The following is a 15,488-nucleotide window of genomic DNA, read 5'->3' as shown; positions in this document are numbered from 1 at the left end:
GTCAGTGGTCCGTTATACGGTGTGATCCGCCGTCCTGGTCAGGTACGGGGTGGGAGGGGACCGATCATGAGGCCGACGCTGGCCGCCGCGCAGTTGCGGGGCAGTTTGACCCAGTACCTGACGACGACGTACGCCCTCACCGACGAGGACACCAGGGTCGCGCTGGAGCGGTTCCTCGAAGATCCGGAGGGCGGCATCTTCCGTGGGCCGTATCTGCGGATCCGTACCCCCTTCCACAGGGCTGATGACAGCTGGCGCAAGCATCTCGAGTGGGCGCCCGGCTTCGCTCCCTACCGGCACCAGGCCAAGGCCTTCGAGCGTCTGAGCACCCTGCACGGGCCGGCATATCCCACGCTGATCACCACCGGCACCGGGTCCGGGAAGACCGAGTCGTTCCTCATCCCCGTGCTGGATCACTGCCGGCGGGAGCGGGCCCGGGGCCGCGGCGGGGTGAAGGCCGTACTGCTGTATCCGATGAACGCCCTGGCGACCGACCAGGCGGGTCGTATCGGGGAGTATCTGGCGCAGCCGGAGCTGGCCCGGGTGACGGCGGGGCTCTACATCGGCGACCGGCCGGACACCGACTTCCGGCGGGTGATGACCCGGCGGGAGGAGATGCGTCTTGCGCCCCCCGATGTGCTGATCACCAACTACAAGATGCTCGACCTGCTGCTGCAGCGCGGCGAGGACCGCCCGCTGTGGCAGGGGGCCGAGATCGCGTATGTGGTGCTCGACGAGTTCCACACCTACGACGGCGCGCAGGGCACCGATGTGGCGATGCTGCTGCGGCGGTTGGCCGCGGCCACCGGCCGGAGTGAACCGGGTCGTCCGCTGGGGGCGATCTGCCCGGTGGCCACCTCGGCGACCCTGGGTCAGGACGGGCCGGGTGCGGGAGCCGCCCAAGGGAGCGGCTCGACCGGGCTGCTGGAAGTGGCCGCCCAGGTCTTCGGCATGCCGTTCCCGCCGGATGCGGTGATCGGCGAGGAGCGGATGTCGCCGGAGCGGTTCACCGGCGCCGTGGACTACAGCCTCCCGGAACCGCCATCTCCGGAGGAGGTCATCGCCTGCTCGGGCGGACCGGGTGTCGAGGCGCGCCCCGACCGGCTCGATCTCGACACGCTGGCGGCCAGGCTGCTGGGGAAGTCCGGGCTGACGGCCTTCCAGGTCGGCCGGCTCCTCAAGCGGCACGATTTCACGCAAGGCGTGCTGTCCCTGCTGAACGGGGAACCGCTGGGCGAGTGGGAACTGCGGGACCGGTTGGGCCGGTTCGGCTGGGCGTGGGGCCGGGCGGCCCGGGACAATCCGCGGCTCGCGCTGCAGGCGCTGTCGCGGTTCGTCGCGCTGCTGTCGGCGGCTCGGGACCCGGAGTCGGACGAGCATCGGCCGCGCCCGTTACTGCACATCGAAGCGCATCTGTGGGTGCGGCCGGTGGGGCGCATAGTGCGGGGGGTGGGGCGGACCCCGCAGTTCCGTTGGTACGAGGACGACCGTACGGCGGCGCGCCGGGCAGGACTGGCCGCGGCTCCGCCCGCGAGCGGTGACGGCGAGGACGGGTCCTCGGGCGGTTGGCCGGTGCGGGACTCACGACGTGCCCAGTCGATTCCGGGCACGGACACCGCGCCGCGCCCGGCCGAGGTCCATCTGCCGGCCGTGTACTGCCGTAACTGCGGGCGTTCGGGCTGGGCGGCGATCTCGCCGGAGGCTGATCCGCAGCAGCTGGTGATGGCTCAGGACAAGATCTGGCGGGCCGGGCTGGGCCGCGACAAGCGGCGTATTCGCTACTTCGTCGCGGCCACTGCCGCCGAGGCCCAGGAGGCGCTGGACGCGTTGACGGGAGCGAAGCCGTCCTCCGGGGGAAGCGGGGACGCCGCCTTCGTTCTGCTGCTGGACGGCGCTCAGGGGACCTACCGACTCCCGGTGGCGGAGGATGCCTCGGCGTTGCAGGACGCCTGGTTCGCCCTGGCGATCACCGACAGCAAGACCGCCGACAGGGCGGCTCTGGACGACCGCTGCCCGGCCTGTGGCAGCGACAACGCGATGCGCTTCCTCGGTACCCGGCTGGCGGCTCTGGCAGCCGCCTCGGTGACCCAGCTGTTCACGGGCGGCGACATCGCGCTCGTGCCGGAAGAGCGCAAGACGCTGCTGTTCAACGACTCCACGCAGGACGCCGCCCATCGCGCCGGCTATGTCGCCAACCGCTCCTACACCTTTTCCCTGCGGTCGTTGCTGGCGCACAACCTGGAGGAGTCCGGAGAGCCCCTCCCCCTGAACGATCTGATCGGAAACGTGCTGGACTCCGTGGACGACGCCCAGGCACTGGCCGCCGTGGTGCCACCGGATCTGCACGACGAGCCGGGTGTCGACCGGCTGTTGTCGGGGCGCGGCACCGGCGATCTGCGGACGTGGAAGCTGATCGGGGAGCGGCTGGCCTTCGCGACGGTGATGGAGTTCGGGCTGAGGTCTCGCCAGGGCCGGACGCTGGAGCTGACGCGTACGGCGACGGCCGAGGTGACGGTCGAGGATCCGGAGCGGATCACCGCTTTGGCCAGGGATCTCCATCTGTCGTTGCCGGGGCAGCTGGTGGCCTCCGGCGGACTGCCGACGCCGGACCGGTATCTGGCGTTCGTCCGCGGCCTGCTGGAGCGGATCAGGCAGCGCGGCGGCGTCCGTCACCGGTGGCTGGAGCCGTGGATGAGGGATGCCGGGGTGGCCCGGTTCAAGATCTGGGGCGGCCGCCCCGACGGCATGCCCGCCTTCCCCGACGGCATCGCCCCGCCCCGCTTCCTGCTGGACGGGCAGAAGGAAAGGTCGGCTTTCGACACGACCACCGGCCGGCTGGGCTGGTACCAGGACTGGACACGGCGTTGCCTCGGACTGGACGCGGCAGGCGCCACGGAGTACCTGCGGCGCCTGCTGTCCGTGCTGGCCGACGAGGGCGTCCTCGCGGTGCGTACCGCCCAGGATCGTACGACCCGGGTGTACGGCTTGCAGCCCGGGCACATCGCGGTGCGGCTGCTGCACGACGACGCCGTGAACAAGGCGTTCGTGAGCTGCGAGCTCTGCGGCTGGCAGCAGGTCGTCCACCCCGAGCGGCGCACCCGCTGGTACGGGCACCCGTGCCCGCGGTACCGGTGCGCCGGACGGTTGACGCCTCCGCAGGCCGGTATGTCCTCCTCCGGCAGCAGCACGTCGGGTTTCGGTGGCACCCGCCCCCGCGACTACCGCGACGACTACTACCGGCACCTCTACCTCACGGGCGGCACCTTCCGGGTCGTCACCGCCGAGCACACGGGCATGCTGACCCGTCCGCAACGGGAGCGCGTCGAGCGGACCTTCCGGGCCGGGACCCACTACACCGATCCCAACGTGCTGTCCTGCACGCCCACCCTGGAGTTGGGCATCGACATCGGCGACCTGTCCGCCGTGCTCCTCGGCTCGCTCCCCAAGGGACCGGCGAACTACGTCCAGCGGGCCGGGCGCGCGGGCCGTAAGACGGGCAACGCCCTGGTCGTCGCCTTCGGTGGCCGCCGGGCCCGTGACCTGTACTACCTGGACGAGCCGCGGGAGATGATCGCCGGAGCCATCGTGCCGCCCGGCTGCTACCTGTCGGCCGTCGAGATCCTGCGCCGCCAGTACCTGGCGCATCTGCTCGACCTCGCCGCCCGTGGCCGGCTGACGACGGCAGACGGTGAGCGGCTTCAGCCCGCACCCCGCCTGGCGTCGGCGTTGTTCGGGACGAGCGGATGGTGCCAGGACCTGGCGGACGCGGCGCTCACCCACGATGGCAAGCTGGCGGAAGGTTTCCTCGCGCTGGTCCCCTCCGTCGCGGGCACCGAGGAGGCCGGTGTCTCGGAGCATGCCGCCGAGGAGCTGCGGGCTTACGCGACGGGCGGGATCGCACGGGCGGTGCAGGAGGCCGAGGAGGAGTGGACCGGACGGCGCGAGGAGCTGCGACGGCGGATCGCGGCGATCGACAAGGCCGTGGACGGTTTGGTACGCACCGATCCGGAACAGAACGCGGAGCGCAGGGAGTTGCTGGCCGAGCGCCGCGCCACGGGAGATCTGCTGCGCGACCTGGGCCAGGCAAGCGCCCACGGAGCCCTGGTCGAACTGGGCCTGCTCCCCAACTACAGCCTTGCCGACACCACCACACAGCTCGAAGCCACCCTCTACTGGACGGCGGAACCGGACGGCGCCGAGGAGGCAGGCGCGGGGAAGACCTACCGCAGCGAGGTGCGCGACTACGAGCGTTCGCGCAAACCGGCCCTGTCCGAGCTGGCCCCCGGAAACAGCTTCTACGTCAATGGCTACAAGCACGTCGTGCGCGCCCTGGACATCGGGAGCCCCGAGCGCCGTGCCTGGTCCGTGTGGCGCCTGTGCCCGGCCTGCGGCTATGCGCGCACGGAGAATGCCCTGGCCGACACCTCCCCGTGCCCGCGGTGCGCGGGCCGGGAGATCGCGGACGCCGGCTGTGTGCAGCGCGTACTGGAACCGAAGCGGGTCATCGCCCGCGACAAGCGCGACGACGCCCGGGTGCGCGATGACAAGGACGAGCGGGACAGCAGGCGCTACGCGATGCTGACCACCGTCGACATCGACCCGGTTCACCTGGCTCCGGGATCGTGGCGGCACGACACCGCCGTGTTCGGCGTCGACTTCACCCGCCGTGCCGTGGTCAGAACGCTCAACCTCGGCCTGGACCGCCAGGATGGCAGCAGCACCGTCCCGATCGCCGGAGACGACGTCCGGCTCAATCCCTTTTACGTCTGTACCAGTTGTGGCGGCGCCACCGCGGACGGCCATCCTGTCGCCGACCGCCCGCAGGACGCGCTCACCGAGTCCCTTGCCGCCAGCACGAGAGCCAGTGCCCACCATCTGCTGTGGTGTCCTCGCCGCAGGACCACGTCGATGAGCACCACCGGCCAGGGCAGAGGCGAGGACGTGCCGCTGCTGCTCGCCCACGAGCTGGTCACCGAAGCCGTGCGCATCTTGCTGCCCGCGTCCGTCGCCCGGGCCAAGGAGCGCCTGGCTTCGTTCACCGCGGCGATGTTCACCGGCATAGCCGCGCGCTACGGCGGAGACCCCGACCACATCGACATAGCTCCCGCGTCGATGCCGGACGGCGGCCACTCCGACTGGCCCCGCCGCTTCCTCGTCGTCTATGACCGGCTGCCCGGCGGCACCGGTTATCTGCACCGGCTCGCCGGCGCGGACGGTTTCCGGGAGGTCCTGCTCGCGGCCCGTCACGTCATCGAGAGCTGCCCGTGCATCCAGAAGGGCCTGGACGGCTGCCATCGATGCCTGCTGCGCCGGGTGCCGGCGGCCGACTACGACAAGGTCAGCCGCAATGAAGTGCGGTGGATGCTGGCGGAGTTGCTCGGCGAGAGCGGTGAGGCATGGCAGACCTCCGCGGTCGCCTCGGCCCGTCACATCCCGCTGGAACGGCAGACCGAGAGCGATCTCGAGCTGATGTACATCGACACTCTGCAGGAGTGGGCCCAGCAGCCCGAGTCGAGAGCCAGTGCCGACGCGTACACCACCACCGCCGGTACGTACTCTCTCGATCTCCGGCTGACCGCCGCCGATGGGAAGACCCTCAGCTGGCGGGTGTCCCAGCAGCGCGTGCTCGACGGTACCCGGCCCGACGTGCTCTTCGAACGTCTCGACGCACCCTGCCGACGACTGGCCCTCTACCTCGACGGTTACGAGTTCCACGCGAGTGCCCGGCACAACCGGCTCGCCGACGACGCGGCCAAGCGCACCCGGCTGCGCGCCGCCGGCCTGCGGGTCTTCCAGCTCGCCTATGGCGACGTCAAGGAGTGGCAGAGGCGGGTCCGCCAGGCCGGGTACGCGACCTCGGGCCCTGCCTCTCCGGCCTGGGAGCCGTATGGCAGGGAAGCTCAGGCCAAGGCCCGCTCCTACTATGCGAAGGTACGGCGTGGCATGCCCGGTGAGCTGGCCGAGACGATGTGGATCAACCCTGCGGACCTGCTCATCGCCTACCTTCGGGACCCGGACGCCGACCGCTGGCTGTGGCGCGCGGAAGCCGCCGTCGCGGGCCTGACCGGGGCGGGCGCGCGTGGTGCCGCACCGGCGGCCGGACAGGTCGCCGAGCACATCCGCGCCGCTCTCCGGGGCGAGTCCCCCACAGGGACGGGCCCACAGGGACCGATCCAGGTGCTGACCGCCGTTGACGCCTCCGGCGGACGGCTCACGGCTGCGGCGGACGGCCGTCACAAACCCCCGGCATGGACAGCTGTCACCGTCCTCGACGACAGCACGGCCGCGATCACCCGCGACGAGACGGCGCACCGACGCCGCTGGCAGTCCTGGCTGTACTGGAGCAACCTGCTTCAGTTCCTCGAACACGGCGGCGGCGACAGCGCCCAGCTGACGACCAGTGGCCTGGCCGGCTTCTCCCCCGAGGAACTGGCGGTTGCGGGCGGCGCGGGGTGGCTCACCTCCGCTCGCCTGGCCGTGCCGCAGGAGGAAGCCTGCGCAGGCCCCGGCGAAGAGCCGGTCTCGGCGTCGGTGATGGAGTACACCTTGCGGCCGCCCCTCCCGGAGCCGGCCGCCACCGCCGAGACGGCGGCTCCTTCGGCACCCGCTTGCGACCCGGCCTGGGACCGGGTCCTGGAGTACCTCGACCCGGACGAGCCCGGTCTTCTCGCGCTCTCGAAGGCCTTGGCCGACCTGGGCGTCCGCGCGCCGGCCGATGGTTTCGAGCTCGACGACCACGGTTGGATGGCAGAGCTCGCCTGGCCGACGGCCCGTATCGGCGTCGTTCTCGCGCACCGCCCGGAGGGAGAGGAGGCGGACTACGAGGCGGAGGACCGCGACAAGGCGTTCGGTGCCGCCGGCTGGGAGGTCCGGCCCGCTGCCGATTGGACCGCTGAGGAGCTGGCGAGCCTGCTCGGCGTACAACCATCCGGCCCCGCCGCGCATCGTGATCAGCAGTGCAGCACGACAACCCTCGGGGAGCAGCGGCGATGAAGAACTCGAGCGTGACCCTGCGTCTGCTCGACAAGGCGGACAAGGAAATCCTGAAGCTCCCCCGATCGGTCAAGGGGGCGGTCTACGACTTCCAGCACAAGTTCAAGGGGAACCCGAAGGCGACCGGGCTCCAGCTGAAGCAGCTCAAGGGCGACAGCCGACTGTGGTCCGCACGGGTCAACGACGAGTACCGCGCGCTGCTGCTCCACCTCGACGACGGCGACTGGCTGATCGTCTCGGTGAAGCACCGCAAACAGGTCTACGAGAACCTCGACCGGCTCGCGTACGGCATCAACCAGATCACCGGCGGCATCGAATATGTCGATCTGCAGGTCGTGGAGGACAGCATCCTGGGGCGGGTGCTGCCCGCTCCGCCGGCAGCGGCCCCCCAGCGGGCGGAGCCCATCGCGCCGTCAGAGGCCAAGACGCTGTTCGCCCGCTTCTCCGACCGGCAACTCATCGACCTGGGCGTCGCCGAACCGCTGGTCCCCGTCATCCGTACCCTCACCACCGAGGAACAACTGCTCGGCCTGACCGAGTACGCCCCGCAACTCACCGCCGAAGTCCTCCTCGCCCTCTTCGACGGTGCCTCGTACGACGAGGTCCTCGATCAGGTCACCGCACCCGTAGCCGCACCGGAACCGGTCGACACCGAGGACTACCGGGCCGCTGCCGAACGCCCGGCGACTGTGGTCACCACCACGGACGACGCGCTGCGCGAGGCGCTGGAGAGCGGCGATTTCGGCCGCTGGAAGGTCTTTTTGCACCCCACCCAGTGCAAGCTGGTCGACCGCGACTACTCGGGGCCCGCCCGCGTCGGCGGCGGCCCGGGCACCGGCAAGACGATCGTCGCCCTGCACCGGGTCCGGCATTTGGTGGACCAGCTGCCCCCCGGCCACGACAAGCCGGTGCTCCTCACCACCTTCAACAAGAATCTGGCCGCCGACCTCCGCTCCCGCCTGCTCGGACTCGGCGGCGAAGCCCTCCTGTCCCGCGTCGAAATCACGCATGTGGACCAACTCGCCCTGCGTACGGTGCGGCAGGCCGAGCCGGGCAACGCGAAGCAGATCATCGACGACAACCAGGCCCTGCGCGAATGGCGGTCCCTGCTCGACGAACTCGGCTCGGACACCTGGGATCCGCAATTCCTCCATGACGAGTGGTCACAGATCATCCTCGGCCAGGCGATCGCCTCCCGTACGGAGTACTTCCGGGCCCGCAGAGCCGGCCGCGGCAGAAGCATCAGCCGCACCGAACGGGCGGACATCTGGCAGCTCGCCGAGCGCTTCACCCAGCGCCTGGACCGGCTCGGCAAGCAGACCTGGCGTCAGGTCGCGGAGCGAGCCGCTCGCCTGGAGATGGAACGCGAACGGCGTATGCAAGCCATCGACAAGCAGCGCGAGGATGCGGGAGGCCTGGACAACATTCATCTTCAGGCCGGCTCCGGCGGCTGGATGCGGTACCCGTACCGGCACATCGTCGTCGACGAGGCGCAGGACCTGAACGCCGCGCACTGGAAGATGCTGCGGGCGATGACGGCCCGCGGCCGGAACGACCTGTTCCTGGTGGGCGACACCCACCAGCGCATCTACAACAACCATGTGACACTCAGCAGCCTGGGCCTCAACATCCGCGGCCGCTCCGCCAAGCTGACACTGAGCTACCGCACCACTCGCCAGATTCTCGGATCGGCCCTCGGCCTCCTGAGCGGCGAGAGCTATGACGACCTCGACGGCAACGACGAAAACCTCGCCGGATACCGCTCGGTGCTCAGCGGCAGTCTCCCCGAGCTTCACCCGACGGCCGATTGGGACGACGAACGGGAGGCCATCGCCGAGCGCATCGCTTCTTGGGCCGACATCCCCCACGAACAAATCGCCATCTGCGTGCCGACCAACGACATGGCCGGCCAGATCGCCTTCACCCTTGCCGAATCCGGGATCAAGGCAACCGAGATCGGCCCCGAAGGCCCGCGGGGTTCGGGCGGCGTCCACATCGGCACGATGTTCCGGTTCAAGGGCCTGGAGTACCAGCGCATGATCATCGCTGGTGTGAGCGATGGCCTGGTCCCCCGCGCCGCTGTGAACCAGCTGCGACGGTCGGACCCGGTGCGTCACCGACGCGAAATGCAGCGGGCGCGCTCCCTGCTCTTCGTCGCCGCCACCCGTTCCCGCGACAGCCTCGCCATCTTCTGGCATGGCACTCCGAGCCCCTTCCTCGAGCCGCTCATCAACTCCGTCCCCCGGCAGGCCGGATGAGGCGAGGCAAGCGGGGACGGCGGAGTGGGAGCGGCGTTCGTCACGCGCTCTCGCCGAAGCGGGCCGCCTCTTTGCTTGACCAGCCTGGCCTCTTCACCCTCAGCTCTGAAGCCACCACGGCCGTGATCAGGGCCACTTACTCGCGGTAGCGACGCAGTGACTGGGGCGAGCGGACGCAAACAGCACGGCGCCCCGCCACCGGCCCGCAAGCCGGTGGCGGGGCGCCGTCGTTGGTGGGTCAGTCCGTGATCGGCTGCCCGGTCGCGAAGCCGACGAACGGCGCCCCCGCCCGCAGCACACCTCCCGCCCCCAGCACCTCATCCACCTGATCGATGAACTCCTGTTGCGGGATCCGCCGCCCCTGCTCCACGCTCGCGACCGTCGCCTCCGAGTAACCGACCCTCGACCCCAACTCCGCCCGCGACAGGCCCGCCCGGCCGCGGAACAGCTTCATCTGGCTGCCGAAGTACTTGAGGGTCGCCGTCCCCGCGTCGTTGTTGTTCTGGCCCACCGCTACCACCGCCCCGAAACACCGCACCGCGTATCAACTCGCCCGCCGGGTCCAGCGTCACGGACAACGGCTCGTACCCGTCGCCTACAGACACGTACAACTGGCCGCGTACGCCCGGCGGTCATGGTCAGGCTAGGGACAGCCGAAGATCGTTGTGGGCATGCAGTCCGAAATTCCCCCGACCGAGCCAACCGCTCAACCCCGCCCCCACCAGGCGGAATTGCCCGCTCCCACCGGCTCCCGCCCGCCGCTCCCCCAACGTCCCCTCCACTCGACGCCCGAACCGCGAGACTCGCCCCCTCCGCCACCACTCCACCCCACCCCCCACGCGCGCCCGCACCCCAGCCCCGAACACGCCCCCACCTGCGCCATCGCCGCCCCCGGCACCGTCCTCTACCGCCCCCACGGCAGCCAACCGGCCCCCACCCGCCCCGAGTTCCGGATGCAGTTCACCTCCACGACGCGCGGAGCGCGCCTCGCCCGCCGGCTCGCCGTGCAGCGGCTGGACGACTGGGGGTACCCGTACGACGGCGAGGACTCGCAGACCGCCGCGCTGCTCGTCGGCGAGCTGGCCGCCAACGCCGTACGCCACGGCCACGTACCGGGCCGCGACTTCGCCCTCCGCCTCGCCGTCACCCGGGCCACCACCCCGCCCGCCACGATCCGTATCGAGGTGTCCGACGCACGCGGCGAATCATGGCCCGTCCGCCCGGCCCCGATCCCCGCGTTCACCGAACCGTTCGCGGTCCCTCCGCCGGAGTCCGGCCGCGGCCTGCTGCTCGTCGAAGCACTCGCCACCCGCTGGGGCGTCACCGACCGCGTCCCCGTCGGCAAAACGGTATGGGCCGAACTCGACACCACGCTCCCGCGCCGATGACCGTTCGCCGCGGCGAGTGCCCCCTCCGCGCCGCTCCGGCCCTACGCAGGGGATGCGTTGGGCAGACAAGGCTGGGCGGGCCCGGCCGCGGCGCCCGGCGTGCGGTTGCGGCGCAAACCGGCGCAGCCTGCACTGTCAGTACGGCGTGGCATGGTCTCTTTATGATCAAGGACGCTCGGTGACCGCCCCCTCCACCCCCGGTGACCACTCGCTCCGTCAAGACGGCACTGCCCTCGGCCCCGAGTCGAGACGATGTGGGCTGCGAGGAGCCGAGACGCGGCGGCTCACCGACGGCGGCGCGCGCCGGGATCACCAATCGGCCTTCGGGCCCGCACCGATAGGCTGCACGCCATGACCGGCCGACTGCTCCAGCTCGACGTGGAGAACTTCCGCAGCCTGCGGAAGATCTCCCTGCCTCTCGGCAACCTCACGGTACTCGTGGGACCGAATGGCGTGGGCAAGTCCAATGTGCTCAAGGTCTTCGACTTCCTCGCCGACATCATTCGCACGGACCTCGAACCTGCTCTGACCGCACGCGGTGGATTCGACGAAGTCTCGTTCTGGGGTGGCGATCGTCCGCCCAGCAGTCTGCGGATCAATCTCAAAGCGGTCTGGACCTCGCATGCAAGCCTCAGGGCTCCGGACGAGTACGAGTTGACGGTGCGTCGTCGGGCATCCTCGCGGGGAAAGGCCGAGTACACCCTCTCGCGCGAGGAGAGCTTCCAGTTCAAGCGCACTCAGGGCCGGGGACGACGCATCAAGATTTCGGGCCAGCGTGCGACGGTGGAGGACACCCGGACCGGTCAGGAGCCGCGGCAGAGTCAGATCGGACTGCAGAGACTGAGCAGCGGCCTATCAACACTGCCGCGACTGGCGGCCCATGCCGGTGGCTCCGAAGTGGCGAATGTCGCCCAACGGCTGTCCTCCTTCCGGGTCTTCGACGTAAAGGTTGATTCAGCGCGACTGCCGTCGCGCCTCTCCTCCAACTGGGCTCCGTTGGCATCCGATGCGAGCAACCTGGCGAATTTCCTCGTTTCGCTGCAGCGCCACGAGGACCTTTGGGAACGGCTGCTGGACGACGCTCGAACCGTTCTCCCGCAACTGGAGCACATTCAGTTCTCTCAAGTGGGACACGTCGGGGATCTCGTTGTCGAGCTGAACGAGCGGGGCCTGCGCCGACCGACCCCTCTGCGTGATGCCTCGTATGGCACAGTGCGGCTCTTGGGACTCCTCGCCTTGCTGTATGACCCCGACCCGCCGGCGCTGACTTGTGTCGAGGAGATAGACCACGGTCTGCATCCTCAGGCCCTGGAGCTCCTGGTGGAGCGGCTGAGAGAAGCGAGCGAACGCAGTCAGTTCCTCGTGGCCACCCATTCGCCGGCGCTGGTGGACCGTTTACGGCCGGAGGAGTTCGTGGTCTGTGAGCGGGACAGCTCCGGGGCGTCGGTGATTCCCGCTATCACCACCGAGCGGGTTCGGGAGATCGTTGACGAGAGTGAGGACCTGCCCTTGGGCGAATTGTGGTTCTCGGGCGCGCTCGGCGGTGAGATCTCTTGAGCGGTCACGCAAAGGGTTCGAAGGCCAAGGGGGCACAGACCTCCCGTTCCGTCGTGGTCGTGGCGGGCGAGGACACCAATGACCGCAAGATCGTCTCGATACTGATACGCGGGTTATGCCCCGATCTGCAGGGTGCCATCGTGGAGATCCGCGACCCTGTGAGGCTGAAGTCGGCAACCGACGCCACACTTCGGCAGCGCGTCGGAGTCCTTGTCGGCAAGGCGCGTGCGCGCGCGAAACGCGATGACGCGGCACTGACGGCTCTTGTCGTTCACGAGGATCTCGACGCCGTTACCGGGCCGCACTACGTCAAGGTCCGGCAAGCCATATCCAGTGAACTGGCTAAGGCCGTCGGCTGTGCCACGTGTCTGGCGCTTCCGGCCTGGGAGACTGAAGCGTGGCTGCTCCTGTTCCCTGAAGCCTTCGCCTCCGTACGTCCCGGCTGGCGCGTCCCTCCGGGACTGGCCGGCCGAAACACGGGACTGCTGCGCGACCCCAAGGAGCTCTTACAAACGAAGCTCGGCAATCCGAAATACCGGGAGAGCGATGGCCCTCCCATCGCACGCGCGGCTCAGGAGAGAGGGCTGTTGAACGGTCCGGTCGGCAGCAACCAGTCCTACACGGACTTCGTCGCAGATCTCCAGCAGCTTCGCTAGGTGCCTGCCGTCTCCCACCCCCGAGCCGCATGCGGCTTCGATTCCGCTTTGGTGGATCGCCCAAGCGATGGCGTCCAACGAACGGAACAGGATCGCCGACACACGGCAGCACCGCTGGTGGAGCCATTACTCACGTCCGGGCCGCGTACCAACCCGCGTGCGGGGAAGGCGAAGAGGCAACGAAAGGAGATCCCGTGCCCGTTACCTTCCGCAAGAGCTTCCGCGTATTGCCCGGCGTCCGGCTCAACATCAACCGCAAGTCCGTCTCCGTCACGCTCGGAAAGGGCGACGCCAAGCGCACCTACTCCTCCACCGGCCGCAAGACGACCTCCATGGACCTCCCCGGCCCCTTCGGCTACCGCAAAACCACCTCACGCCGCGGCTGATCCTCTCCGCAACAAGCAGCGGTCCACGAGGAACAGGCCAACCCCCTTGCTTTTCTGCGAACTACGAGAGAATCAAGCAACACGAGAAAAGGATGTTTGCCCGTAGGGACAGCGGCATCCACAGGGGGCCCATGGCCACGCTCAGCTTCCACTTCGACCGAGAGGCTGCCCGGCATCGACGCCGTCTACCGCAGCGTGTAACAAGCCAACAACAGCAGCACGGAGGGCCGGGGGCCCGGCCTGGCCTCTCCAGCCGGCGCTACGCCTTCGCCTCGCCGGAGGAGCGGCGCCGGCGTCGCCCCCTCCGTGGGACGCGCCGAGCCTGCTATGGCGACTCGGATTCGGAGTACGCCCGCAGGATGGGTGTAGGGGACCAGCTTTCCTTTGTTGTCCAGCGGTTCGACCAATGCGTTGACAACCCTGCGGACGCCGGCCCTCGTACTCCTCCCCGCTTCTGCCCTGGACGCGGTAGACCCACCGCGAGGTCCGATTTTCGCCAGCATCCAGCGGCAGTCTCCACGATGCTCGACGCCATGAACCGACTCGAAGGAAATGTGGCCTTGGTGACCGGCGGAAGCCGGGGCATCGGTGCTGCCGTGGCGCTGCGGCTGGCCGAAGAGGGTGCGGACGTGGCCTTGACGTATGAGAGCAGCGTGGAGCGTGCCGCCCGGATCGTGGGGCAGATCAAAACCGTTGGTCGCCGGGCGCTGGCCATCCAGGCCGACAGTGCGGTTCCCGGGGCTCTGGCGGCGGCCGTGGACGAGACCGCCGAGACGTTCGGCAGGCTGGACGTCCTGGTCAACAACGCCGGGGTCTTCCTCGTCGGACCGCTGGAGGACATGGGGGCGGAGGAGATCGACCGCACTCTGGCGGTGAACGTCCGGGCTCCGTTCGTGGCCTCCCAGGCCGCTGCGCGCCACATGGGCCAGGGCGGCCGCATCGTCAGCATCGGCAGCAATATGGCCGAGCGCGCGGTCTTCTCTGGCTTCGCGCTGTACTCGATGAGCAAGACCGCCCTCGTCGGGATGACCAAGGGCCTGGCCCGGGAGCTCGGCCCGCGCGGCATCACCGTCAATCTCGTGCACCCCGGTCCCACCGACACGGACGCCAACCCCGCCGACGGTCCGAACGCCGCGGCGATCGCCGGCTTCACCGCACTGGGCCGCTATGCGGAGGCGGCGGAGATCGCAGCCACCGTCGCCCATCTGGCAAGCGCGGATGGTGGGTACATCACCGGAGTGGCGATCACGGTCGACGGAGGATTCACCGCCTGACGGGCAGGCTCGGCTGCCGGCTGTCCCAGGCAGGCCCGCCCCCTACCGAGATCGGCCCCTAAGGCCCGCGGGGTTCATGCGGCGTCCACATCGGCACGATGTTCCGGTTCAAGGGCCTGGAGTACCAGCGCATGATCATCGCCGCGGTGAGCGACGGCCTGGTCCCTCGCGCCGCGGTGAACGAGCTGCGACGGTCGGACCCGGCGCGTCACCGACGGGAAGTGCAGCGCGCGCGCTCGCTGCTCTTCGTCGCCGCCACCCGCTCCCGCGACAGTCTCGCCATCTTCTGGCACGGCACGCCGAGCCCTTTCCTCGAGCCGCTCATCAACTCCACGCAGAACTGACGGGATGCACCGCGGTCAGAGGGCCCCCACGCCATGGCGGCGGAGTGGAGCGGCGTTCGTCAGGCGATCTCGCCGAAGCGGGCCGCTTCGACGTAGTCCGGGCGCGGGTCCAGGGCCGCGGCCAGGCGGAAGTGGCGCAGCGCCTCATGCGAGCGGTTGGCGCGCTCGAGCGTACGGCCCAGGGCGAAGTGGGCGAAGGCGTTGTCCGGCTCGTGGTCGACGATGTGCTGGAATTCGCGCTCCGCCGAGCGGAGTTGGGCGGCCAAGAAGTAGGCGCGCGCACGCAGCAGACGAGCCGCTCTGCTCTCCGGGTGGGCGGCGATGACCGAGTCGAGCAGCTTGATCGCGCCCCGCGGGTCGCGGGCGTCCAGCAGCTGCTCCGCGGCGCGGAAGGCGATGACGTTGGTCTCGGGCGTGCGCTCGGGCATGTGCCGCCTCCTTCAGGTGGGCACACAACGACCTGTCCGGGCCGGTGGGGCCGGACGGTTGCATGCAACGTCGCGTTGGGTGCGCCTATTCCCCCCGGCGCCCCGATCATGCCTCCGCCGCGCGCCCGGCGGCTGGGAGGGCTCACAGTCGTGGGGAGCCAAGCCGGGCGGCGTACTGCCCCGGCTCAGTCCCTCGGCGGCCTG

At 69.7% G+C, this 15,488-nt stretch carries 9 protein-coding genes and 1 pseudogene; 8 read left to right on the top strand and 2 right to left on the bottom strand.

Features of this window, described 5'->3' with window-relative positions; genetic code table 11:
- Positions 1–66: 66 nt before the first annotated feature.
- Together ACY34J_RS18320 and ACY34J_RS18315 are read left to right on the top strand one after the other, a co-directional pair.
- Positions 67–6,993, top strand: a complete 6,927-nt coding sequence (locus ACY34J_RS18320; protein ID WP_462724764.1) for a DEAD/DEAH box helicase — start codon at positions 67–69, stop codon at positions 6,991–6,993.
- Positions 6,990–9,251 carry a UvrD-helicase domain-containing protein gene (locus tag ACY34J_RS18315; RefSeq protein WP_462724765.1) on the top strand — a complete coding sequence of 754 codons (2,262 nt, stop codon included), beginning with the start codon at positions 6,990–6,992 and terminating at the stop codon, positions 9,249–9,251. Before ACY34J_RS18320 ends, ACY34J_RS18315 begins: the two co-directional genes overlap by 4 nt.
- Positions 9,252–9,489: 238 nt before the next feature.
- Here the strand turns inward: ACY34J_RS18315 and ACY34J_RS18310 are convergent, their stop codons facing one another.
- Positions 9,490–9,762 (bottom strand): helix-turn-helix domain-containing protein, encoded by a 273-nt coding sequence (locus ACY34J_RS18310; protein WP_462724766.1) that lies wholly within the window; start codon positions 9,760–9,762, stop codon positions 9,490–9,492.
- A gap of 442 nt (positions 9,763–10,204) precedes the next feature.
- On the opposite strand from ACY34J_RS18310, the gene ACY34J_RS18305 reads away from it, so the two are divergent.
- The 6 genes and pseudogenes from ACY34J_RS18305 to ACY34J_RS18280 all read left to right on the top strand — a co-directional run.
- On the top strand, positions 10,205–10,639 hold the full coding sequence (locus ACY34J_RS18305; RefSeq protein WP_462724767.1) for an ATP-binding protein: 435 nt from the start codon (positions 10,205–10,207) through the stop codon (positions 10,637–10,639).
- 351 nt (positions 10,640–10,990) lie between these two features.
- Entirely contained in the window at positions 10,991–12,196 is a 1,206-nt protein-coding gene (locus ACY34J_RS18300) for an AAA family ATPase (protein WP_462724768.1), read from the top strand.
- Between the two features lie 59 nt (positions 12,197–12,255).
- Positions 12,256–12,852 (top strand): hypothetical protein, encoded by a 597-nt coding sequence (locus ACY34J_RS18295; protein ID WP_462724769.1) that lies wholly within the window; start codon positions 12,256–12,258, stop codon positions 12,850–12,852.
- Positions 12,853–13,046: 194 nt separating this feature from the next.
- Positions 13,047–13,238, top strand: coding sequence for a DUF4236 domain-containing protein (locus ACY34J_RS18290; RefSeq protein WP_462724770.1), 192 nt, complete (start codon positions 13,047–13,049; stop codon positions 13,236–13,238).
- 533 nt (positions 13,239–13,771) lie between these two features.
- Positions 13,772–14,512, top strand: coding sequence for an SDR family NAD(P)-dependent oxidoreductase (locus ACY34J_RS18285; RefSeq protein ID WP_462724771.1), 741 nt, complete (start codon positions 13,772–13,774; stop codon positions 14,510–14,512).
- A 62-nt stretch (positions 14,513–14,574) separates the two neighbouring features.
- Positions 14,575–14,856, top strand: a pseudogene (locus tag ACY34J_RS18280) (3'-5' exonuclease); the annotation flags it as partial.
- A 59-nt stretch (positions 14,857–14,915) separates the two neighbouring features.
- On the opposite strand, the gene ACY34J_RS18275 reads toward ACY34J_RS18280, so the two are convergent.
- Positions 14,916–15,284, bottom strand: coding sequence for a tetratricopeptide repeat protein (locus ACY34J_RS18275; RefSeq protein ID WP_462724772.1), 369 nt, complete (start codon positions 15,282–15,284; stop codon positions 14,916–14,918).
- Positions 15,285–15,488: the final 204 nt, after the last annotated feature.

This window comes from Streptomyces sp. HSS9-12 (assembly GCF_054963655.1).
This window is presented reverse-complemented; position numbering and strand designations above follow the sequence as displayed.

Coding starts and splice junctions, on each gene's coding strand:
- ACY34J_RS18320 (WP_462724764.1), top strand. CDS start 67: ATGAGGCCGACGCTGGCCGCCGCGCAGTTGCGGGGCAGTTTGACCCAG.
- ACY34J_RS18315 (WP_462724765.1), top strand. CDS start 6,990: ATGAAGAACTCGAGCGTGACCCTGCGTCTGCTCGACAAGGCGGACAAG.
- ACY34J_RS18305 (WP_462724767.1), top strand. CDS start 10,205: ATGCAGTTCACCTCCACGACGCGCGGAGCGCGCCTCGCCCGCCGGCTC.
- ACY34J_RS18300 (WP_462724768.1), top strand. CDS start 10,991: ATGACCGGCCGACTGCTCCAGCTCGACGTGGAGAACTTCCGCAGCCTG.
- ACY34J_RS18285 (WP_462724771.1), top strand. CDS start 13,772: ATGAACCGACTCGAAGGAAATGTGGCCTTGGTGACCGGCGGAAGCCGG.
- ACY34J_RS18275 (WP_462724772.1), bottom strand. CDS start 15,284: ATGCCCGAGCGCACGCCCGAGACCAACGTCATCGCCTTCCGCGCCGCG.